Raw genomic sequence first — 21,702 nt, 5'->3', positions numbered from 1 at the left:
ATGCCCACGGCCGGTTTCACCAGCACCTTCGACGTCGCGGAGCTGGCGCTCTACGCCTTCTTCGCCTTCTTCGCGGGCCTCGTCATCTGGCTTCGCCGCGAGGACAAACGGGACGGCTACCCGCTCGTCTCCGACCGCAGCCCGGGCGTGAAGGTCCAGGGCTGGCCATCCATCCCCAGCCCCAAGGTCTTCGTGCTGCCGCATGTCGGGCCCGAGTTCGCGCGCGCCGCCGAGCGCGATTTGACGGGCATCATGGAGCCGGCCGCCCGCTGGCCCGGCGCTCCCATGGAGCCGCTCGGCGACCCCATGCGCGACGGCGTCGGCCCCGCCTCCTACGCCCAGCGCGCCGACGAGCCGGACCTCACCTTCGACGAGATGCTGCCCAAGATCGTCCCCCTCCGCGCCGCCCCCGGCTACTACCTCGCGCCCGAGGACCCGGACCCCCGCGGCATGGAGGTCGTCACCGCCGACGGCATCCTCTCCGGCGTGGTGAACGAGGCCTGGGTCGACCGCTCCGAGACCTTCGTGCGCTACCTCGAGGTCACCGTCGCTGCGCCCCGCGACTGGCCCGTCGTGCCGCCCGAGGCCGACCGCGCCGAGCTCGTGCCGACCATGCCCGTGGCCCCCGAGGCCGGCGGCCAGAGGGCGACGCCGGCGACCGTGCCGATCGACGACGCGCTCACCACCGGCTCCCGCCGCGTGCTGGTCCCGATGCAGCTCGTCCGCATCGACCCCGAGCGCCGCCGCATCCGCATCAAGTCCGTCCTCTCCCACCACCTCGCCGCGGCGCCGGGCATCGCCAACCCCGACGTGATCACGCTGCGCGAGGAGGACCGCATTTCCGGCTACTTCGCGGGCGGCCACATCTACGCCACCCCCGGCCGCTTCGGGCCCGTGCTGTGAGGCCCGCCGCCATCCGGCCCGACGTGCGCGAGCACGAGGGCGAGCCCATTCCCGGCCTTCCCGAGGCGCTGCCGACGGGCGAGGTCATCCTCTGGCAGGGCGCGCCCGAGTGGCGCCTCCTGGCCCGACGCGCCTTCCACCTCCGCGGAATCGCCGCCTACTTCGCGGCCCTCGCGGTCTTCCGCGCCGGCGCCATGATCTCGGAGGGCGCGGATGGCCTCTCCGTCGCCGGCGGCGTCGCCATGACGCTCCTGCTCGGCGCCGTGCCGCTCGCCATCCTCGCGGCCGTCGCGGTGCTCTCCGCGCGCAGCACCCTCTACACCCTGACCGACCGCCGCCTGGTCATGCGGGTCGGCATCGCCCTGCCCATGACGCTGAACGTCCCCTTCGGCGTCGTGGCCAGCGCGGCCGCCCGCATCCAGCCGGACGGCATGGGCGACGTGGTGCTCGCCGTCCTGCCGCCGCACCGCATGTCCTGGGTCGCCCTCTGGCCGCACGCGCGCCCCTGGTGCTTCGCGCGGCCCGAGCCGATGCTGCGCTCGCTCCCCGACGCGCGGACGGTTGCGGGCCTCCTCTCGCGGGCGCTGGCGGCCCACGCCTCGCAGCCCGTGCCCTCGCTCGCCGCCGCCGGCGCGGCGCAGGCCGGCCCCGCCGGCCCCGCCGTGGCCGCGGCCTGAGGGAGGCGATGATGGCAGAGCGCGCATCCCTCCGCGGCCCCTTCCTCGGCATGATGCTGCTGCTCGGCCTCACCCTGGCCGGCGCGGCGAGCGCGCGGCTCTGGCACGTGCCGGAGCCGCCGCCCGCCACCCCGGTCGCCGCCGCGCGCAGCCTCGTCTTCGCCGACCGCGACGACGGCGCGGTGGTGGTGAGTGCGCCGGACGGAACGCTGGTGGCCGTCCTTCCGCCCGGCACCAACGGATTTGTCCGCGGGGCCCTCAGAGGACTGGCGCGCGAGCGCCGCAGGGAGGATGCTGCGATCGCCGCGCCCTTCAACGTCACCGAGTACGTCGACGGGCGCGTGACGCTCCAAGACCCGGCAACGGGGCGGTGGGTGGACCTGCGGGCCTTCGGCGCGACCAATGCCGGGGCCTTCGCGCGGCTGCTGACCGCCCGGGAGGAAAACGAATGAACGACGCCGCCCCAGGCCTCCTCTGGCGCCTCTCCGGTTCCCGCACGATCGAGGTTCCCTGCACCGTCGAGATCGAGCGCAGCTTCGACAGCCTGCACGCCCACGCCATCCCCGAGGGCATCGAGCTCCGCCCGGGCGACCGCGTGATCGTCCACGGCGCGCCCACCGAGATCCCCGACGGCACGGTCACCACGCTGCAATGCCGCGCCACCGTCCGCCGCGCCGGCTGGGCCGAGCGCAACTGGACCATGGCCGTCGCCCTCTTCGAGCTCACCGAGCTCTACCACTGCGGCTTCGAAGCGAAGGAGCACGCCCTGTGAACGCCGTCAGCCAGACCGCGGCCAGCCGCGCCGCGCAGCCCCTCAACCAGACGACGCAGGAGGCCGTGAAGGACACGGTCCTCGCGCCCCGCTTCTACACCACCGACTTCGCGGCCATGGACCGCATCGACGTCGAGCCGGTGCGGGCGCAGTGGGACGCGCTGATGGACGAGTTCCGGCGCGACCCCAACAAGGGCCACTTCACCCGCAACGAGGCCTTCGACAGCTTCCGCATGGCCGACCTGCCGCCCGACCTGCAGGCGGAGCTGCTCGACTTCCTCGTGAGTTCCGTCACCGCCGAGTTCTCGGGATGCGTGCTCTACGCCGAGATCCGCAAGCGGGTGACGAACCCCGACATGAAGGCGCTCTTCGGCTACATGAGCCGCGACGAGGCCCGCCACGCCGGCTTCATCAACGACACGCTGAAGGACCTCGGCGTGGGGGTCGACCTCGGCTTCCTGACGCGCGCGAAGAAGTACCACTACTTCACGCCGAAGTTCATCTTCTACGCGACCTACCTCTCCGAGAAGATCGGCTACGCCCGCTACATCACCATCTTCCGCCAGTTCGAGAAGCACCCGGAGCTTCGCTTCCACCCGATCTTCCTGTGGTTCGACAAGTGGTGCAACGACGAGTTCCGCCACGGCGAGGCCTTCGCGCTGCTCGTCCGCGCCAACCCGCACCTCGTGGCCGGCCGGAACAAGTACTGGGCCCGCTTCTTCCAGCTCGCCGTCTTCGCCACGATGTACGTGCGCGACCACGCGCGCCCCGCCTTCCACCGCGCGCTCGGCATGACGCCGGTCGAGTACGACATGAAGGTCTTCCGCATCACCGAGGAGATCTGCCGCCAGATCTTCCCGGACACGCTCGACGTGGACCACCCGGGCTTCCTCGCGGGCCTGGAGAGGCTTCGCCTCATCAGCGGCCGCATGGCCGAGGCGAAGGCGACGCCGGGCCTCCTCGGCAAGGCCCGTCGCGCCGGCCTCGCCGTGTCCGCGGCCGCCACCTTCGCCCGCCTCTATCTCCGCACGCCGCGCCGCGGCACGCCCCCGGCCGACGTCCGGCTCTCCCCGGCCTGGTAGCCATGGCCGAGCACCTCCTCCCGGCCGCGCTGACGCTGTTCCTGTGGTGGTTCACCACGGGGGCGATCCTGTACCTCGACGGGATGCGCCGGGAGACCTTCCGCGGGACGCTCGGCGCCGCGACCGCGGTGCTGGCGCTCGCGGCCTGGGGCCTGCATGCCACGGCGGGCGACGCGACGCCCGGGGGCGCCACCCTCGCCTTCGCCTGCGGCATCGCGGTCTGGGGCTGGCTGGAGCTCACCTTCCTCACCGGCGCCATCACGGGGCCGGAGCGCCGCGCCTGCCCGCCGGGTCTCGCGGGCTGGCCCCGCTTCCGCCGCGCGACGCTGGCGGTGCTGCACCACGAGCTGGCGATCCTCGCCGCCGCGGCGGGGACGGCGGCGCTCACCTGGGGCGGCGCGAACAAGGTCGGCCTGCTGACGGTCCTGCTGCTCTGGGGCATGCGGCTCAGCGCGAAGCTGAACCTCTTCCTCGGCGTGCGGAACCTCAACACCGAGTTCCTGCCCGACCACCTCCGCTACCTCGGCACCTATTTCGGCCGCCGGTCCGCCAACGCCCTGCTGCCGTTCTCGCTCCTCGGCTCGGCCGGCGTCACCGCCTGGCTGCTGGCCGGGGCTTTCGCGCCCGGCGCCGATCCCTTCCAGGCCGTCGCCGGGACGCTGCTCGGCACGCTGGCCGGGCTCGGCGCGCTCGAGCACGCGCTGATGGTCATCCCCCTCCCGGCCACCGCCCTCTGGGGCTGGGGCTTCCGCTCCCGCGCCTGGAGCACGGAGCTGGAGGGAAGCTGCGATCCCGGCGGGCTGGAGAGCCTGCTGCAGGCCGTCGCCCGCGGCAGCTTCGGCCCGGTGGACCGCCTGCAGGGCGAGGCCCGGGCCGGCAACGGCTGGGTCCGCTTCTACGTCGCGGAGGGGCAGCCGAGCCTCGCCGCGATCGCGCCGCGCGACGACGGGGCGCAGCGCGTCACCGCGGTGGGGCGCCTCGACGGGTCGCGCCTGCGCGCGGCCTTCGAGGCCTGCGCCGCCGCATAGTCCAGAACGCGGCCGGGAAAGGGCCGCCGGTGAAGAGGGTAGGGGACGAAATGGACCACGAGAGCTTCTTCCGTCGCCAGATCGACGGCCTCCACCGCGAGGGCCGCTACCGCGTCTTCGCCGATCTCGAGCGCCGCGCGGGCCGCTTCCCCGCCGCCGCCCACAACCACGACGGCACCCAGTCGCCCGTCACCGTCTGGTGCTCCAACGACTACCTCGGCATGGGCCAGCACCCCGCGGTCATCAGCGCCATGCACGCGGCGATCGACGCCTGCGGGGCCGGGGCAGGGGGCACGCGCAACATCGCCGGCACCAACCACAACCACGTCATGCTCGAGGCCGAGCTCGCGGCGCTCCACGGCACCGAGGCCGCGCTGCTCTTCAACTCCGGCTTCATGTCGAACTGGGCGACGCTCTCGACCCTCGCCTCCCGCATGCCGGGCTGCGTCGTGCTGTCGGACGCGCTGAACCACTCCTCGATGATCGAGGGCATCCGCCACAGCCGAGCCGAGGTGAAGGTCTTCGCCCACAACGACGTCGCCGACCTCGAGCGCCTGCTCGCGGGCATCGACCCCGCCCGGCCGAAGCTCATCGCCTTCGAATCCGTCTACTCCATGGACGGCGACATCGCCCCCATCGCCGAGATCTGCGACCTCGCCGACCGCTACGGCGCCATGACCTATCTCGACGAGGTCCACGCCGTCGGCCTCTACGGCCCGACCGGCGCCGGCATCGCCGAGCGCGAGGGCCTCGCCCACCGCCTCACGGTCATCGAGGGCACGCTCGCCAAGGCCTTCGGCACCATGGGCGGCTACATCGCGGGCTCGGCCGCCATGTGCGACTTCGTGCGCTCCTACGCCGCCGGCTTCATCTTCACGACCTCGCTGCCCCCGCACGTCGCGGCCGGCGCGCTCGCCAGCATCCGCCACCTCCGCGCGAGCGGCGCCGAGCGCGCCCGCATGCACGAGCGCGTCGCCCGCGTCCGCGCGCGCCTCGACGCGGCCGGCGTGCCCCACCTGCCGAACCCGAGCCACATCGTGCCCGTCATGGTCGGCGACCCCGTCGCCTGCAAGCGCATCAGCGACGTGCTGCTCGAGAGCTACGGCATCTACGTCCAGCCCATCAACTACCCGACCGTCCCGCGCGGCACGGAGCGCCTGCGCATCACGCCGTCCCCGCTCCACTCCGACGCCGACATCGACCACCTGGTGAACGCGCTCGGCGAGATCTGGGGCGCTTTCAGCCTCCGGCGCGCCGCCTGATGGACGGCTTCGGCGCGCCCCCGCCCGCGACGGCCCCGGCGCGCCCGCGCCGGGCCCGACGCCCCGCGGCCGCGCCGGGGCCGCGCGCCGCCCGGCCCGTCTTTCCCTTCTCGGCCATCGTTGGCCAGGACGAGCTGCGCGACGCCCTCCTGCTGGCCGCCGTCGACCCCGCGATCGGCGGCGTGCTCGCGCTCGGCGACCGCGGCACCGGCAAGTCCACCGCCGTCCGCGCCCTGGCCGCCCTCCTGCCGCCCATGCGGTCCGTCGCCGGCTGCCCCTACAACTGCGACCCCGCCCGCCCCGCCGCCCTCTGCGAGGCCTGCCGCGGCCGGCCGGTCCGCGCCGTCACCGTGCCCGTCCCCGTCGTGGACCTCCCCCTCGGCGCCACCGAGGACCGCGTCGCCGGCGCCCTGGACATCGAGCGCGCGCTGAGCGGCGGCGTGAAGGCCTTCGAGCCGGGCCTCCTCGCCCGCGCCCATCGCGGCTTCCTCTACGTCGACGAGGTGAACCTTCTCGAGGACCACCTCGTGGACCTCCTCCTCGACGTCGCCGCCTCCGGCGAGAACGTGGTGGAGCGCGAGGGCATCTCGCTGCGCCACCCCGCCCGCTTCGTCCTCGTCGGCAGCGGCAACCCCGAGGAGGGCGACCTCCGGCCCCAGTTGCTGGACCGCTTCGGCTTGGCCGTGGAGGTCCGCACCCCCACCGACCTCAAGGCGCGGGTCGAGGTCGTGAAGCGCCGCGACGCCTTCGACCGCGACCCGGAGGGCGTCACCGCCGCCTGGGCGCCCGCCGAGGCCGCGCTGCGCGACCGCCTCACCGCCGCCCGCGCGCGGCTCGAGGCCGTCATTGTCCCCGACAGCGCCATCGAGGACGCCGCCCGCCTCTGCATCGCCCTCGGCACCGACGGGCTGCGCGGCGAGCTGACCCTCACCCGCGCGGCGCGCGCCCTGGCCGCGCTGGAGGGCGACCCGGAGGTCACCCTCGCCCATCTCCGCCGCATGGCGCCGCCCGCGCTCCGCCACCGCCTGCGCCGCAACGCGCTGGACGAGGCGGTCGCGACGACCCGCGTGGAGCGCGCGATGGAGGAGGTCTTCGGCGCGTGAGCGACGCGGCCGTCCCCGACCCCGACGCGGCGGCCGCCCCCTCCTGGGCCGAGGCCGCCCTCGCGGCCTGCCTCCTCGCGACCGACCCCGCCGGGCTCGGCGGCGCCTGGCTCCGCGCGCGCCCCGGCCCCCTGCGCGACCGCTGGCTCGCCCTGCTGCGGGACCTCCTGCCCGCGGGCCTGCCCCTGCGCCGCCTTCCCCCCAACGCCCCCGACAGCCGCCTCCTCGGCGGCCTCGACCTCGGCGCCACCCTCCGCCGCGGCCGCCCGGTGGTGGAGCGCGGCGTGCTCGCCGAGACCGACGGCGGCGTCCTCCTCCTCGCCATGGCCGAGCGGATGGAGCCCGGCGCCGCCGCCCGCATCGCCGCCGTCCTCGACACCGGCACGGTCGTCCTCGAGCGCGACGGCCTCGCCCGCCGCCTTCCCGCGCGCCTCGCCGTTGTCGCGCTCGACGAGGGGCTGGAAGACGAGCGCCCCCCGGCCGCCCTCACCGAGCGCCTGGCCCTCCCGGTGGCGCTGGACGGCGTCCAGGGCCCGCTCGACGCCCCGCCCTACGACAGCGCCGCCGTCGGTGCCGCCCGCGCGCTCCTCCCGCAGGTCCAGGCCGCGCCCGGCGTCACCGAGGCGCTCTGCAAGGCCGCGGTCCAGCTTGGCATCGCCTCCCTCCGGCCGCCTCTGATGGCGCTGCGCGCCGCCCGCGCCCTGGCCGCGCTCGAAGGCCGCCTCGCCGTCACCCCCGCCGACGCCTCCCGCGCCGCCGCCCTCGTCCTCTCGCCGCGCGGCGTCCCGATGGCCGCGCCGTCCGCCGAGCCCGAGGCGGAGCCCCCCGAGGACCGCCCCGACCCCGAGGACCCCGGCGAGGAGGAGACCGACGAGGCCGCCCGCCGCGCGCTCGAGGAATCCGTCGTCGCCGCGGCCCGCGCCGCCATCCCCGCGGGCCTCCTCGCGGCCCTGAGCCCCTTCGCCACCCCCCGCGGCGCCGGCTCGGCCGGGCGCAGCGGCCAGCCCCGCCGCGCCGCCAACCGCGGCCAGCCCATCGGCACCGCGCCCGGCGAGCTCCGCCCCGGCGCCCGGGTCAGCCTCGTCGAGACCCTCCGCGCGGCCGCGCCCTGGCAGCCGCTTCGCCGCCAGGCCTCCCCGGGGCCCGGGCTGAAGCTCCGGAAGGAGGACGTCCGCCTCGTCCGCTTCCGCCAGCGCACGGAGACGACGGCGATCTTCGCGGTGGACGCCTCCGGCTCCTCCGCGCTCCACCGCCTTGCCGAGGCGAAGGGCGCCGTCGAGCTGCTGCTGGCCGACTGCTACGCGCGGCGGGACCGCGTGGCCGTCATCGCCTTCCGCGGCACCGCCGCCACCCTCCTCCTGCCGCCCACCACCTCGCTCACCCGCGCGAAGCGGGGCCTGGCCGGCCTGCCCGGCGGCGGCGCCACGCCCATCTCGGCCGGGCTCGACGCCGCGACCCTCCTCGCCGCCGCCGAGCGCCGCGCGGGACGCACCCCGCTCGTCGTCCTCCTCACCGACGGCCGCGCCAACATCGCCCGCGACGGCACCGCCGACCGCGCCCGCGCGGCGGACGACGCCGCGGAATCCGCTCGCCGCCTGCGCGCGACCGGCACCGCCTCCCTTCTCGTGGACACCGCCCCGCGCCCTCAGCCCGCCGCCGCCCGGCTCGCCGCCGAGATGGCCGCCCGCTACGTCCCGCTCCCCCATGCCGGCGCCGCCGCCCTCTCGCGGACGGTGCGCGCCACCATGGCGCCCTCGTGAAAAGCCCCCCGTGAGCGAGGGCGTATGACCGACCGGCCCGCCTGGGACCGCGAGGGCCGCGACTGGCCCAACCGCGCGCACAGCCGCTTCGTCGCCGCGGCGGGGCTGCGCTGGCACGTCCAGGTCGCGGGACGCGGCCCGGTGCTCCTCCTCCTCCACGGCACCGCCGCCGCCACCCACTCCTGGCGCGACCTGCTGCCCCGTCTGGCCGAGCGCTTCACCGTCGTCGCCCCGGACCTCCCCGGCCACGGCTTCACCGCCCCGCCCTCCGCCCAGGGCCTGACGCTCCAGGGCATGGCCGCCGCCACCCGCGCCCTGCTGGAGGTCCTCGATCTCCGCCCCGAGGTCGTCGCCGCCCATTCGGCCGGCGCCGCCGTCGCGCTGCGCATGGCGCTCGACGGCGCCATCGACCCCCGCCTCATCGTCGCCCTGAACGGCGCGCTGACCCCCATGGGGCGGGAGAACGCGGACTTCTTCACGCGCACGGCCAAGCTCCTGGCCGGCCTGCCCTTCGTGCCGAGGCTCTTCGCCTGGGGCGCGGGCAACACGGGAGTCGCCAACCGCCTCCTTCGCGACACCGGCTCCACCATCTCGGCCGAGGGCGTCGAGTTCTACACGCGCCTCCTCCGCAAGCCGACGCATCTCGCCGCCGCCCTCGGCATGATGGCCGCCTGGGACCTCCGCCCGCTGCTACGCGACCTCCCGCGGCTGCGCGCCACGCTGGTCCTCGTGGTCGGCACGAACGACCGGGCCGTGCCCGCCGCCGAGGCCGAGCGCGTGCGCGCCATCCTGCCCGCCGCCCGCATCCACCCCATGCCCGGCCTCGGCCACCTCGCGCACGAGGAGCGGCCGGAGGAGGTCGCCCGCCTCATCGCCGACCTCGCGGAGGCCGCGCGTGCCGCCGCCTGACCTCCCCCCCTCGCACCCCCAGCGCCAGGCGCTCAACGACGAGGCGCACGCGCGCCCCTCGGCGCCGCTCTCCGCGCCGCTCGACATCTCCTACGTCGCCCTCCTCGGCGACCGCGCGGCGCGGGACGGGACGCTGGCGGCCATCCGGACCCTCGCGGAGGACGCGGGCATCCCGCCGCCGGCCGAGGGCACCGACCACTTCGCCGGCGACTTCGGCACCTTCTGGCTCCGCTGGGAGCGCCACACTGAGTTCTCCCGCCTCGCCGTCTCCGTCCCCGCCGCCGGGGCCACCGTCCCCTTCGCCCAGCCGGCCATCGCGGCGCTGCCGCCGGGCTGGCTCGCCGCCCTGCCGGGGCAGCTCCTCGTCGCGATCCACCTCGCCCTCCGCCGCGCGGAGAGCGCGCGCTCCGAGAGCGGCCGCGCGGAGGCCGGTGCCGCCGAGGCCGCCCGCCACTTCCACGGCGCCGAGATCGTCGGCGGCCAGGTGCTGGAGGGCCGCGGCGCCGCCTTCACCGACTTCCGCATCCAGCCCGACGGCTTCTCGCGCGTCCTCCTCCTCGACGCCGGCATGACCGCGGCCCAGGCCGGCCGCACCGCCCAGCGCCTGCTCGAGATCGAGACCTACCGCCTCCTCGCGCTGCTGGCCTTCCCCATCGCCCGCAGCCTCGCCCCCTTCCTGTCGGACCGGGAGCACGAGCTGGCGGGGATCACCGCCATCCTCGCCCCCGCCCGCCCCGCCGACGAGGCACCCCTGCTCGGCCGTCTCACCGCGCTCGCTGCGGAGATCGAGGCGCAGGAGGCCGCCCACCTCCACCGCTTCAGCGCCTCGGCCGCCTATTACGACCTCGTCCGCCGCCGCATCGCGGAGCTCCGCGAGCGCCGCATCGAGGGCATCGCGACCTTCGAGGAATTCGTCGAGCGCCGCCTCGCCCCGGCCATGGCCACCTGCACCGCCGTCTCCGCGCGGCACGAGGCGCTGTCCCGCCGCGTGGCGCGGGCGACGCAGCTTCTCTCCACCCGTGTCGAGCTGACGCGCGAGGAGCAGTCGCTCGCGGTGCTCGCCTCCATGGACCGCCGCGCGCGGATGCAGCTCCGCCTGCAGCAGACGGTCGAGGGCCTCTCGGTCGCGGCCATCACCTACTACGTCGTCGGCCTCATCGGGCAGGTGGCGAACGGCATCGGCACGGGGCGCTACGGCGCGCCGCCCGGCCTCGTCACCGCCATCGCGGTGCCGGTCGTCGCGATCCTCGTCGCGCTCGGTCTGCACCGCGCGCGGCGGCACCTGGCGCGGGGCAAGCTGGACGCCGATGGATAAAGGGGAGGGATCATGGACGCCCTGACGGATCTCGCGCCCGCGGCGCTCCGCCCCGCGCGGCCGCACGCGGTGGTCATCGGCGCCGGCCTCGGCGGCCTCGCCGCCGCCATCCGCCTCGGCGCCCGCGGCTACCGCGTGACGGTGCTCGACCGGCTGGAGGCGCCGGGCGGCCGCGCCTTCACCCACCGCCAGGACGGCTTCACCTTCGACGCCGGCCCCACCATCGTCACCGCCCCCTTCCTGCTCGAGGAGCTCTGGGCGCTCTGCGGCAAGCGGATGGCCGACAGCATCGACCTCCGCCCGGTCGCGCCCTTCTACCGGATCCGCTTCGACGACGGCGAGACCTTCGACTACTCCGGCGACCGCGACGCCATGCGCGCCGAGGTGGCGCGGCTATCCCCGGAGGACGTCCCGGGCTTCGAGCGCTTCATGGCCCACAGCCTCGAAGCCTGCCGCATCGGCTTCGAGCAGCTCGGCCACCTTCCCTTCGGCCGCGTCTCGGACATGCTCCGCGTCGCCCCCGCGCTGCTCCGCCTCGGCGGCTTCGGTAGCGTCTACCGCCTCGCCTCCCGCTTCTTCCGCGACGAGCGCCTGCGCACCGTCTTCTCCTTCCACCCCCTGCTGATCGGCGGGAACCCCTTCACCGCCAGCGGCCTCTACGCCCTCATCCCCGCGCTCGAGCAGCGCTGGGGCGTGCACTGGCCGATGGGCGGCATGGGACGCATCGTCGAGGGCCTGGCCTCCCTCATCGAGGGCCAGGGCGGCAGCCTCCGCTGCGGGGCGGAGGTCGCGCGCATCACCCTCGAGGGGGGCCGCGCCACCGGCGTCCTGCTCAAGGGCGGCGAGCACGTCCCCGCCACGGTCATCGTCTCCAACGCCGACGCCGCCTTCACCTACCGCCACCTGCTGCCCGAGGGCACCGAGCCCCGCTGGTCCCACCGCCGCGCCGACCGCGCGCGCCAGTCCATGGGCCTCTTCGTCTGGTACTTCGGCACCCGCCGGAAATACGAGGCGGTCGGCCACCACACGATCCTCCTCGGCCCGCGCTACCGCGGCCTGCTGCGCGACATCTTCGCGCGCAAGGTCCTGTCCGAGGACTTCAGCCTCTACCTCCACCGCCCGAGCGCGAGCGACCCCGCCATGGCGCCGCCCGGCCACGACAGCTTCTACGTCCTCTCCCCGGTCCCCAACCTCGCCGGCGGGACCGACTGGGCGCGCGAGGCCGAGCCCTACCGCCAGGCCGTCGCGCGGCGCCTCGCCGAGACCGTCATGCCGGGCTTCGAGAGCGAGATCGTCACCTCCCGCATCGCGACCCCCCTCGACTTCCAGAGCCGCCTCCTGGCGACGCAGGGCTCCGGCTTCGGCCTCGAGCCCGTGCTGTGGCAGAGCGCCTGGTTCCGCCCGCACAACCGCAGCAGCGGCGTGCCGAACCTCTTCCTCGTCGGCGCCGGCACGCATCCCGGCGCGGGCGTGCCGGGCGTGCTCTCCTCCGCCCGCGTTCTCGACACGGTGGTGCCCCATGCCAACGCGCTGGTCTGACGATTCCGCGGCGGCGCGGGCCGACCTCGCGGCCTGCCGCGCGCTGCTGCGCCACGGCTCGCGCTCCTTCCACGCGGCCTCGCTCCTCCTGCCCGCCCGCGTGCGCCTGCCGGCCTCGGCGCTCTACGCCTTCTGCCGCACGGCCGACGACGCGGTGGACCTCGGCGACGCCGCGACGGGCCTCGCCCGCACGCGGGACCGCCTCGCCCGCGCCTACGCCGGCGCGCCCCTGCCGCACCCGGTGGACCGCGCCTTCGCCCGCACCGTCGCGCGCCACGCCATTCCCCGCGCCCTGCCGGAGGCGCTGATCGAGGGCCTCGCCTGGGACACGGAGGGGCGCCGCTACGAGGACCTGCCGGCGCTCCGCGACTACGCCGCGCGCGTGGCGGGCTCGGTCGGGGCCATGATGTCGCTGCTGATGGGCGCGCGCGACGCCGACGCCCTCGCGCGCGCCTGCGACCTCGGCGCCGCCATGCAGCTCACCAACATCGCCCGCGACGTCGGCGAGGACGCCGCCGCCGGCCGCCTCTACCTCCCCCTCTCCTGGCTGCGCGAGGCGGGCATCGACCCCGAGCAATGGCTCGCCCGACCCAAAGCCGACGCGGCGCTGCGCGGCGTGGTCGCCCGCCTCCTCGCCGAGGCGGAGGGGCTCTACGCGCGCGGCCTCGAGGGCGTCCCCCTCCTGCCGCCCGGCTGCCGCCCCGCCATCGCCGCGGCCGGCGCCATCTACGCGGAGATCGGCCGCGCCGTGTCGCGCGCCGGCCATGACAGCGTGACCCGCCGCGCCGTCGTGCCCGGGCGCCGCAAGCTCCGCCTCGCCGCCCGCAGCCTCTCCGCCGTCGCGGCCCGCCCGCGGGCGGGCGGGGGCGCGCCGCTGCCCGAGATGCGCTTCCTCGTCGAGGCCGGCCAGGCCGCCGCCTTCGCCCCGCCCCCCGCGCGCCCCGGCGGCGTCGCCTGGTGGGACCTGCGCGCGCGGCTCCTCTGGCTCCTCGGCCTCTTCGAGCGCCTCGAGGAGCGCGACCGGCAGCGCCGGGACGCGCCGCGCCGCGCCTGGGCGCGCGACCTCGCGCGCTGAGCGGCGCCGCGGCGCCGGGCCGCCCGTTGACGTGGGCCGCGGCGAACCAATGATCGAATGACGAGAACACTTCCGGGGAGGAGTTGGCCATGCCGCACGTCATGGGCGCGGTCCTGTTTGCGGTGGCGGCCTGGCTGGTCTGGTCCGCGATGGACCGCCGCCGCCGCGCCCTTGCCGCCGCGCGCGCGGGTGTCGAGCCGCCGCCGCTCCACCCCTCCCTCGTGCTGATGGCGGATCTCGGGCCCTCCATCATCATCTTCGGCCTCGTCGTCGCGGGCGGGCAGGTCGCGCTCGCCTTCTGGCTCACCGGCGGCGGCGGGGTCTTCTCCCTCTTCGACCTCGCGGGCTTCGTGGCGCTCCTCGTCGCCTACGGGTTCTGGGTGAAGGTGAAGGGCCGCTACCGCCTCGCCCCCGGCCACTGATCCCGGCCGCGCCGCCCCCGCCGTCCAGGACAGGCCGGGCGAGGGGCTCAACTCCGCGGGAGCAAGGTTCCACCCGACGCAACCGCGGCGCGTCCCCGCGGCTTGTTCCTCCGGTGACCCGGCAGAAGGCAGGCCTCCGTGGAATACAACAGCATCATCTTCTGGTTGTTCGCCTTCACGCTGCTGGCCGCGCTCGCGGCGGGGGTGTGGCAGTGGCGCTCCATCAAGCGCAGCCGCGACGTGCGGGACGAGCACGGCCATGTCAGCCACCCGCCCCCGGATTCCTCGACCCCGGACAATAAGCCTCTCTGACCGCGCACAGTTAGGCACCGGGCACGAAAAAGGGCGGGAGCCGACGGCCCCCGCCTTTCACGCATGGGCAGGCCTCAGCCGACGACCTTGCGGTAGAGGTGCCAGGTCGCGTGGCCCAGCACCGGCATCACCACCGCCAGCCCGACGAAGAGAGGGATGGACCCTGCCAGCAGCAGCCCCGCCACCAGCAGGCCCCAGAGCCCCATCGGCACCGGGTTGGTTGCCACCGCCCGCAGCGAGGTGCGGATCGCGGCCACGGGCCCGACGTCGCGCTCGAGCAGCAGCGGGATCGACACGACGCTGACCGAGAGCGCGACGACGGCGAAGACGAAGCCGGTGATGTTGCCGATCGTCATCAGCCGCCAGCCCTCGGGCGTGCCGGTCGCGACGCGCCAGAGGTCGCTCAGCGACGAGGGCTGATCCGGGCCGATCGTCGAGTGGTAGATCCACTGCGCCGTCACGATCCAGGCCACGAAGAGCGCGAGCAGCACGATGCCCACCCCGATGATCGACCCTAGGCCCGCCGAGCGGAACACAGCCAGCGCGTCCATCCAGTGCACCGGCAATCCCTGCTCGCGCCGCCGGCTCATCTCGTAGATGCCGACCGCCGTGATCGGCCCGAGCAGCGCGAAGCCCGCCGTCAGCGGCCAGATGACCGACAGCATGTCGCCCCCGGCCGCCGCGAAGCCGAGCACCAGCCCGACCGCGGGGTAGATGATCGCGAGGAAGAAGAGCTGGGTCGGGACCTCGAGGAAGTCGCGCCAGCCCTGCGAGAGGGAACTCCAGACGTCGTCCGTGCCGATGCGCCGCACCGTGGGCTCGGCATAGGCGTTGAGATTCGTCACGGGGGTCGTCGAAACCTGGACCATGATCAGCCATCCCTTTCGGCCGTCTCGAGGCGGCCTTGTACGATCCTGACCGCGGCCCTTGGCGAGCCGCCATCGGAACCTGAGCTTATCGAAGCTGGATGGAGGGCGAGGCTTTGCGTAGTATCGTCACGCAAGCGTGTTTCCACGCGGGCACGGCCGACAAGGGGAGGGCGGGATGGAGAATGCCGGGCTGATCGAGGTTGGCCTCATCTTCGGCCTCGTCATCGCCTTCGGGCTGCGGGAACTCTGGGTGCTGCGCCGCGACCGCCGCGCCGCCGAGCGGAAGTAGCCCCGGGAGCGATCGGGCCCGAGGCGGACCGCCCGTCCCGCGAAACGCGGGCGCCGGCCGGCGCGTTCTCCCGGTCGAGGAAACGTAGCAAGGGGAAGTCGCATGTCCGACGCGAACGCAGGCAAGGCACAGGGCGCGCCGTCCGGCGGCCCGTTGAACCCCGGCGACGACGCGCCCCCCGGCACGCCCGGCACCGGCGAGAACGTCTGCCCGGCGTGCCAGGGCAGCGGCAAGCGCGCCGGGGCCGAGTGCCCGACCTGCGGCGGCACCGGCATCGTCATCGAGGGCATCGCCGGCGGCTGACGCCCCTCAGGGACTTCCCGCGCAGAGGATGCCGCGCGCGGCCAGCGAGGCGATCGCCGCCCCGTCCAGCCCGGCCTCGCCGAGCACCTCCGCGTTGTGCTCGCCGACGCGCGGCGGCTGGCGACGCAGGCCGGGGCGCGCCCGCGCCTCGCCCATCTCGACCGGCAGCGCCGGCAGCATCGCTTCCGCCCCGCCGCCCATCGCGGCGATCGCCGTTGCGAGAAGCCCGCCGCCCGCGAGCAGATGCGGGTCCCTGAAGAGGTCGGCGGGCTGCCCGACCGGCGCCCAGGAGATCGCGGCCCGCTCGCAGCGCGCCACCACCTCATCCCGCGGTAGGGCCCCAATCGCCTCGCGCAGCCGCGGGATGAGCCAGGGGCGCTCCCGCGTGCGATCGGCGTTGCGGCGCAGGCGCTCGTCGGCCGCGAGGTCCGCAAGGCCGAAGGCCTCGCAGAAGCGCACCCACTGCGCGTCGCTCGTCACCCCGATGAAGACCTGCCCGCCATCGGCGGCCGTGAAGGGCTCGTAGACGCCCCAGGCCCCGCGCCGCGCGGGCATGGGCGGCACCGGCTCCCCTGTCGCCGCCGCGCCGGCCATGTGCGATCCCACGAGGAAGGCCGCGGACTCGAACAGCGCGCTGCCGACCCGCTGGCCGCGCCCGGTCGCGTCGCGCTCCCGCAGCGCCGCCAGCACCGCGACCACGCCGAAGACCGCGCCCATGATGTCCACCACCGAGGCCCCGGCCCGCAGCGGCTGCCCGGGCGGACCCGTCATGTAGGCGAGCCCCGACTGGAACTGCACGACCTCGTCCAGCGCCGGCCGGTTCTCGTAGGGCCCGGCCAGGAAGCCTTTGAGCGCGAGGTAGACGAGCCGCGGGTTCAGGGCTGAGAGGTCCTCCCAGCCGCAGCCCAGCCGCTCCATCGTGCCGGGCCCGTAGTTCTCGAGCACCACGTCCGCCGTCGCCGCCAGCCGGTGCACCGCCTCCCGCCCCTCCGGCCGCTTGAGGTCGATCGCGAGCGAGCGCTTGTTCCGGTTGAAGGTCGCGAAGAAGCCCGCCGCGAAGCCCGGCAGCCGCCGCGTGTGGTCGCCGTCCGGCGCCGGTTCCACCTTCACCACTTCCGCGCCGAGATCGGCCAGGACGAGCCCCGCGCAGGGTCCCATGATCGTGTGGGAGAACTCGAGGACCCGGATCCCCGCCAGCGGCCCCGCGCCGCTCACGCCGCCATCCTCGCGCGCATCGCCCGCAGGCTTCCGCCCCGCAGCAGGGCGCTCGGCAGCGGGTGGCCGACGATGCGCTCCGCCCGGTGCCCCGCCTCGATCAGCGCGTCGAGGTCGATGCCGGTCTCGATCCCCATCTCCTCGCAGAGCATCGCCAGCTCCTCGCTTGCAATGTTCCCGGGCGCGCCCTTGTGCGCGGCGAAGGGGCAGCCGCCCAGCCCGCCCACCGTCGCGTCGAAGCTCGCCACCCCCATCCGCAGCGCGGCGAGCGCGTTGGCCACCGCCATGCCCCGCGTGTCGTGCAGGTGCAGCGTCAGCTCGAGCGCCGGCCAGCGCGCGCGCACCGCGCCCACCAGCCGCTCCACCGCCACCGGGTTCGCCCACCCCATCGTGTCCGCAAGCGAGAGCCGCGTGAGCGCCACCCCCGCCTCAGCCGCGATCGAGAGCCCGTCCTCGATCGCCGTGAACACCTGGGCCGGCGTCACCTCGCCCGAGAAGTTGCAGCCAAAGGCGGCCATGATGCCCAGACGCCGCACCGGCACCCCCGCCGCGAGATGCGCCGCCGTCTGCTTGCGCATCGCCGCCAGGTTCCCCTCGCGGTCCCGGTTGAGGTTCCGGCGCGAGAAGGCCTCGGACGCCGAGAGCGAGATCGAGCCCGTCACGCTCAGCCGGTCCCGGAAGGCCAACGCCCGGTCGAGCCCGGCGCCGTTGAACCAGAGCGCCGTGTAGGCGACCCCCTCCCGCGGCGCGAAGCCCGCCACCACCGCCTCCGCGTCCGCCCAGCCCGGCACGAGCTTCGGGCTGACGAAGGACGCCACCTGGATGTGCCGCAGCCCGGTGGCGGAGAGCGCGTCGACCAGCGCCACCTTGTCCGCCGTCGGGATCGGCCCCGGCTCGATCTGGAAGCCTTCCCGCGGGCCCTCCTCGTTGATGGACACGCGGCTCGGCAGGTCGGTCACTGGGGTTCTCCCGGGGGATGGGAAGGGACGCGGCGCTGCCTCTACGCCCCGCCGCCCCGCCGGGGAAGCGCCACCAAACCTGGTACGGTGGGGCGGGGGAGGGGACCCCCGCCCCATCTTTCCTTGACGCGCCCGCCGCCCTCGCGTAATCCGCGCCCTCCCGGGACCCGTCCCGCCCGCCGGTCGGCCGCCTCCAGAAGGCGCCGGCTCCGTCGCTCCGCGAAGACTCGCGCAGCGGCGCGATCGGTCATGGGCGGGTCTCAGACAGAGAATGGAATGATCCCGCCCGCATGTTCGAGGCGCTCTCCACCCGCCTGAACGGCGTCTTCGACAAGCTTCGCCGCCGCGGCGCCCTGTCCGAGGCCGACGTCACCGAGGCCCTTCGCGAGGTCCGTGTGGCCCTCTTGGAGGCCGACGTCGCCCTCCCGGTGGCGCGCGACCTCATCGCGAAGGTGCGCGAGCGCGCGGTGGGCGTGGAGGTCATCCGCAGCGTCTCGCCCGCGCAGCAGGTCATCAAGATCGTCAACGACGCGCTGGTCGAGGCGCTCGGCGGCGGCGAGGGGGCGGAGGCCCCCGGCCTCGACCTGAACGCGCCCTCGCCGGTGCCGATCCTGATGGTCGGCCTCCAGGGCTCGGGCAAGACCACCACTTCGGGCAAGATCGCGCTCCGGCTGCGGACGCGGGACAAGAAGAAGGTCCTGCTGGCCTCGCTCGACGTCGCCCGCCCCGCCGCCCAGCTCCAGCTCCAGACGCTGGCGACCCAGGCCGGCGTGATGAGCCTGCCCATCGTCCCCGGCCAGTCCCCGCTCGAGATCGCGGCGCGCGCCATGGACATGGCCCGGCGCGAGCTCTTCGACGTCGTCATCCTCGACACCGCCGGCCGCCTCTCGATCGACGACGCGCTGATGAGCGAGGTCGCCGCCGTGAAGGCCGCGACGAAGCCCCACCAGACGCTGCTCGTGGTCGACGCCATGACGGGCCAGGACGCGGTGAACACCGCGCGGAACTTCCAGGACCGCGTCGGCGTCAACGGCATCGTCATGACGCGCGTGGACGGCGACGCCCGCGGCGGCGCCGCGCTGTCGATGCGCGCAACCACCGGCGCCCCCATCCGCCTGCTCGGCGCCGGCGAGAAGCTCGACGCCCTCGAGGACTTCCACCCCGACCGCATCGCGTCCCGCATCCTCGGCATGGGCGACATCGTCTCCCTCGTCGAGCGCGCCGCCGAGACCATCGACCGCGACGAGGCCGAGAAGCTCGCCGCCAAGATGAAGAAGGGGACCTTCGACCTCGAGGACTTCGCGAGCCAGCTCAAGCAGGTCGGCAAGATGGGGAACCTCTCGGGGATCCTCGGCATGCTCCCCGGCATGGGCGCGATGAAGGCGCAGATCGGGAACGCGAAGATCGACGACAAGATGGTCGGCCGCCAGGCCGCCATCATCTCGTCGATGACCGCGAAGGAGAAGCGCAACCCCGACATCATCAAGGCCTCCCGCAAGAAGCGCATCGCGTCGGGGGCCGGGGTGACGGTGCAGGACGTGAACCGCCTGCTGAAGCAGTTCGACGACATGTCCGCGATGATGAAGCGGATGAACAAGCTCGGTCAGAAGGGGCTGATGCGGGGTGGGCTCGGCGCCCTCCTGCCCGGCGCCGGAAACCGTCGACCTTTCTGAGAAGACAGAGAAAGAAGGACTAGCCTATGGGCCTCAAGATTCGCCTTGCCCGCGCCGGTGCCAAGAAGCGCCCCTACTACCACATCGTGGTGGCCGACAGCCGTTCCCCGCGCGACGGCCGCTTCATCGAGCGCCTCGGCTCCTACAACCCGATGCTGCCCTCCGACCACGCCGAGCGCGTGCGCCTCTTCGACGAGCGCCTGCGCCACTGGCTGAGCGTCGGCGCCGTCGCGACGGACCGTGTGGCCAAGTTCCTCGGCAAGGCCGGCCTCGCGCCGATGCCCGTCTTCCCGGAGCAGCCGAAGCAGTCGGCCCCGAAGAAGCGCGCCCAAGAGCGCGCCGCCGCGGCCGCCGCCGCCGCGAACGCCTGAGGCTGACCGCACCGAGCCATGCCCGCGTCGCGCATCCTTGTCGGCGAGTTCGGCCGCCCGCACGGGGTGAGGGGGCTGATCCATGTCCGCTCCTACACCGCCGAGCCGGCCGCGATCGCCGGCTACGGGCCGCTCCTCGATGAGGGCGGCGCGCGCGTCTTCGCGCTGAAGTGGCTGGCGGACGGGCTGGTGCAGGTGGAGGGCGTCGCCGACCGCGACGCCGCCGCCCGCCTCACCGGCACGCGCCTCTACGTGGACCGCGCCGCCCTGCCGGAGACCGAGGAGGACGAGTTCTACCTCTCCGACCTCATCGGGCTCCGCGCCGAGACGGGCTCGGGCGAGGCGCTCGGCACCGTCGCGGCGGTGGAGGACTTCGGCGCCGGCACCGTCATCACCATCCGCGACGCGAACGGGCGCGACACGCTGCTCCCCTTCACCCGCGCGGTGGTGCCGGTGGTGGAGGTCGCCGCCGGCCGCGTCGTCGTTGCGCCGCCGGAGGAGCAGGCCGTGCCCCCCCAGCCCGGCGACGGCGCGGACGAGGTCCAGGCGGGCGACACCCCGCGCCCCCGCCGCCCCTCGATGCGCCGCCGCAGCGGCGGGCGGGACGCGGCATGACCTGGCGCGCCACCGTCCTCACCCTCTTCCCCGGCATGTTCCCGGGCCCGCTGGGCACCGCGCTCGCTGGGCGCGGGATGGAGCGCGGCCTGTGGTCGCTCGAGGCCCGCGACATCCGCGATGCCTCGACCGACCGCAACCGCCGGGTGGACGACACACCCTTCGGGGGCGGCGCCGGCATGGTGCTGCGCGCCGACGTGGTGGAGGCCGCCTGCGCCGCCGCCATGCCCGAGGGCGATCCCCGCCCGCTGGTCTTCCTCACGCCCCGCGGCGCGCCGCTCCGGCAGTCCCTGGTGCGGAGCCTCGCCACGGGCCCTGGCGCGGTGCTCCTCTGCGGCCGCTACGAGGGCGTGGACCAGCGCGTGGTCGAGGCCCGCGGCATGGTGGAGGTCTCCATCGGCGACTACGTCCTCTCGGGCGGCGAACTCGCGGCGATGGTCCTGCTCGACGCCTGCGTCCGCCTCCTGCCGGGGGTCATGGGCGCGGCCGAGAGCGCGGAGGAGGAGAGCTTCTCCCCCTCCGAGGCCGGCGCGTTGCTCGAGTACCCCCACTACACCCGCCCCGCCGAATGGCGCGGCCTGCGCGTGCCCGAGGTCCTGCTCTCGGGCCACCACGCGGAGGTCGCCCGCTGGCGGCGCGCCCAGTCGGAGGCCGTGACCCGCGAACGGCGTCCGGACCTCCTGCAAACCGAACAACGGCGCGATTCGGCCGCCCGGATGCCAATGGACACGCCATTGCAGCCGGCGGCGACGCCCGCCTTCACGCCCAGCTAGATGTGAGACGAAAGGGACCCCGACGATGAACCTGCTCCAGCAGTTCGAGCACGACCAGATGACGCGCCTCGCCAGCGCCCGCACCACGCCCGAGTTCCAGGCCGGCGATTCGCTGCGCGTGATGGTGAAGGTGCAGGAAGGCGAGCGCATCCGCACCCAGGCCTACGAGGGCGTCTGCATCGCCCGCTCGAACCGCGGCCTGAACAGCAACTTCACCGTCCGCAAGCTCTCCTACGGCGAGGGCGTGGAGCGCATCTTCCCGCTCTACTCCCCCAACGTGGCCGAGATCATCGTCGTCCGCCGCGGCAAGGTCCGCCGCGCGAAGCTCTACTACCTGCGCGGCCGCACCGGTAAGTCGGCCCGCATCCAGGAGCGCGCGGCGCCCCGCAAGGCCGCCGAGGAAGCGCAGGGGGCCTGAAGACGGACCGCGGCCCGCCCTATCTGGGGCGGGCCGTCTTCCGTTCGAGTTGAGGAGA

Annotated in this window: 23 protein-coding genes and 1 pseudogene; 21 read left to right on the top strand and 3 right to left on the bottom strand. The window is 74.9% G+C overall.

The genetic code is table 11. The annotated features are described in order from the left end of the window. From puhA to EAH89_RS31125, 15 genes are all read left to right on the top strand, one after another. Positions 1-903 (top strand): photosynthetic reaction center subunit H, encoded by a 903-nt coding sequence (puhA, locus tag EAH89_RS08010; protein ID WP_140882280.1) that lies wholly within the window; start codon positions 1-3, stop codon positions 901-903. Continuing rightward, entirely contained in the window at positions 900-1,580 is a 681-nt protein-coding gene (gene puhB / locus EAH89_RS08005) for a photosynthetic complex putative assembly protein PuhB (protein WP_140882279.1), read from the top strand. The genes puhA and puhB overlap by 4 nt, the downstream gene beginning before the upstream one ends. Positions 1,581-1,591: 11 nt before the next feature. Further along, positions 1,592-2,032, top strand: coding sequence for a photosynthetic complex assembly protein PuhC (gene puhC / locus EAH89_RS08000; RefSeq protein ID WP_161993504.1), 441 nt, complete (start codon positions 1,592-1,594; stop codon positions 2,030-2,032). Further along, entirely contained in the window at positions 2,029-2,352 is a 324-nt protein-coding gene (locus tag EAH89_RS07995; protein ID WP_140882277.1) for a hypothetical protein, read from the top strand. The genes puhC and EAH89_RS07995 overlap by 4 nt, the downstream gene beginning before the upstream one ends. Beyond that, the gene (acsF, locus tag EAH89_RS07990; RefSeq protein ID WP_170182838.1) at positions 2,349-3,434 is read left to right on the top strand and encodes a magnesium-protoporphyrin IX monomethyl ester (oxidative) cyclase; all 1,086 of its coding nucleotides are present in this window, start codon (positions 2,349-2,351) and stop codon (positions 3,432-3,434) included. The genes EAH89_RS07995 and acsF overlap by 4 nt, the downstream gene beginning before the upstream one ends. 2 nt (positions 3,435-3,436) lie before the next feature. Beyond that, complete coding sequence (gene puhE, locus EAH89_RS07985; protein ID WP_140882275.1) at positions 3,437-4,462, top strand: putative photosynthetic complex assembly protein PuhE; 1,026 nt, start codon at positions 3,437-3,439, stop codon at positions 4,460-4,462. A gap of 50 nt (positions 4,463-4,512) precedes the next feature. Continuing rightward, positions 4,513-5,724, top strand: a complete 1,212-nt coding sequence (gene hemA, locus EAH89_RS07980) for a 5-aminolevulinate synthase (RefSeq protein ID WP_140882274.1) — start codon at positions 4,513-4,515, stop codon at positions 5,722-5,724. Beyond that, positions 5,724-6,827, top strand: coding sequence for a magnesium chelatase ATPase subunit I (gene bchI, locus EAH89_RS07975; RefSeq protein WP_140882273.1), 1,104 nt, complete (start codon positions 5,724-5,726; stop codon positions 6,825-6,827). The genes hemA and bchI overlap by 1 nt, the downstream gene beginning before the upstream one ends. Continuing rightward, positions 6,824-8,587, top strand: a complete 1,764-nt coding sequence (locus tag EAH89_RS07970; RefSeq protein WP_140882272.1) for a magnesium chelatase subunit D — start codon at positions 6,824-6,826, stop codon at positions 8,585-8,587. Before bchI ends, EAH89_RS07970 begins: the two co-directional genes overlap by 4 nt. A 24-nt stretch (positions 8,588-8,611) precedes the next feature. Further along, a complete protein-coding gene (bchO, locus tag EAH89_RS07965; RefSeq protein ID WP_140882271.1) occupies positions 8,612-9,496 on the top strand; it encodes an alpha/beta fold hydrolase BchO in 885 nt (294 codons plus the stop codon). Beyond that, positions 9,483-10,811 (top strand): DUF3422 family protein, encoded by a 1,329-nt coding sequence (locus EAH89_RS07960; protein WP_140882270.1) that lies wholly within the window; start codon positions 9,483-9,485, stop codon positions 10,809-10,811. Before bchO ends, EAH89_RS07960 begins: the two co-directional genes overlap by 14 nt. Positions 10,812-10,823: 12 nt before the next feature. Then, positions 10,824-12,350 (top strand): phytoene desaturase family protein, encoded by a 1,527-nt coding sequence (crtI, locus tag EAH89_RS07955; RefSeq protein WP_140882269.1) that lies wholly within the window; start codon positions 10,824-10,826, stop codon positions 12,348-12,350. Continuing rightward, positions 12,331-13,425, top strand: coding sequence for a phytoene/squalene synthase family protein (locus tag EAH89_RS07950; protein ID WP_140882268.1), 1,095 nt, complete (start codon positions 12,331-12,333; stop codon positions 13,423-13,425). Before crtI ends, EAH89_RS07950 begins: the two co-directional genes overlap by 20 nt. A gap of 89 nt (positions 13,426-13,514) precedes the next feature. Next, positions 13,515-13,847, top strand: coding sequence for a hypothetical protein (locus EAH89_RS07945; protein WP_140882267.1), 333 nt, complete (start codon positions 13,515-13,517; stop codon positions 13,845-13,847). A gap of 138 nt (positions 13,848-13,985) precedes the next feature. Then, positions 13,986-14,159, top strand: a complete 174-nt coding sequence (locus tag EAH89_RS31125; protein ID WP_161993503.1) for a hypothetical protein — start codon at positions 13,986-13,988, stop codon at positions 14,157-14,159. Positions 14,160-14,233: 74 nt separating this feature from the next. Here the strand turns inward: EAH89_RS31125 and EAH89_RS07940 are convergent, their stop codons facing one another. After that, positions 14,234-15,028, bottom strand: a complete 795-nt coding sequence (locus EAH89_RS07940) for a DUF2189 domain-containing protein (RefSeq protein ID WP_140882266.1) — start codon at positions 15,026-15,028, stop codon at positions 14,234-14,236. A gap of 391 nt (positions 15,029-15,419) precedes the next feature. On the opposite strand from EAH89_RS07940, the gene EAH89_RS07935 reads away from it, so the two are divergent. Then, a complete protein-coding gene (locus tag EAH89_RS07935; protein ID WP_140882265.1) occupies positions 15,420-15,620 on the top strand; it encodes a hypothetical protein in 201 nt (66 codons plus the stop codon). 6 nt (positions 15,621-15,626) lie between these two features. Here the strand turns inward: EAH89_RS07935 and EAH89_RS07930 are convergent, their stop codons facing one another. Beyond that, positions 15,627-16,835, bottom strand: coding sequence for a CaiB/BaiF CoA transferase family protein (locus EAH89_RS07930; RefSeq protein WP_140882264.1), 1,209 nt, complete (start codon positions 16,833-16,835; stop codon positions 15,627-15,629). Further along, positions 16,832-17,794 (bottom strand): hydroxymethylglutaryl-CoA lyase, encoded by a 963-nt coding sequence (locus tag EAH89_RS07925; protein ID WP_140882263.1) that lies wholly within the window; start codon positions 17,792-17,794, stop codon positions 16,832-16,834. Before EAH89_RS07925 ends, EAH89_RS07930 begins: the two co-directional genes overlap by 4 nt. Before the next feature lie 290 nt (positions 17,795-18,084). On the opposite strand from EAH89_RS07925, the gene ffh reads away from it, so the two are divergent. The 5 genes and pseudogenes from ffh to rplS all read left to right on the top strand — a co-directional run bounded on the left by ffh (position 18,085) and on the right by rplS (position 21,644). After that, positions 18,085-19,467 (top strand): signal recognition particle protein, encoded by a 1,383-nt coding sequence (ffh, locus tag EAH89_RS07920; protein WP_140882262.1) that lies wholly within the window; start codon positions 18,085-18,087, stop codon positions 19,465-19,467. 26 nt (positions 19,468-19,493) lie between these two features. Continuing rightward, on the top strand, positions 19,494-19,838 hold the full coding sequence (gene rpsP, locus EAH89_RS07915) for a 30S ribosomal protein S16 (RefSeq protein WP_140882261.1): 345 nt from the start codon (positions 19,494-19,496) through the stop codon (positions 19,836-19,838). An 18-nt stretch (positions 19,839-19,856) separates the two neighbouring features. Continuing rightward, positions 19,857-20,339, top strand: a pseudogene (rimM, locus tag EAH89_RS07910) (ribosome maturation factor RimM); the annotation flags it as partial. A 110-nt stretch (positions 20,340-20,449) separates the two neighbouring features. After that, complete coding sequence (trmD, locus tag EAH89_RS07905) at positions 20,450-21,226, top strand: tRNA (guanosine(37)-N1)-methyltransferase TrmD (protein WP_140882259.1); 777 nt, start codon at positions 20,450-20,452, stop codon at positions 21,224-21,226. Positions 21,227-21,251: 25 nt separating this feature from the next. Then, a complete protein-coding gene (gene rplS, locus EAH89_RS07900) occupies positions 21,252-21,644 on the top strand; it encodes a 50S ribosomal protein L19 (RefSeq protein WP_140882258.1) in 393 nt (130 codons plus the stop codon). The last annotated feature ends 58 nt before the right edge of the window (positions 21,645-21,702 follow it).

This window comes from Muricoccus nepalensis (assembly GCF_006438825.1).
Taxonomy (GTDB): domain Bacteria; phylum Pseudomonadota; class Alphaproteobacteria; order Acetobacterales; family Acetobacteraceae; genus Roseomonas; species Roseomonas nepalensis.
The sequence above is the reverse complement of the archived record's forward strand: the minus strand, read 5'-3'. Positions and strand labels throughout refer to the sequence as shown.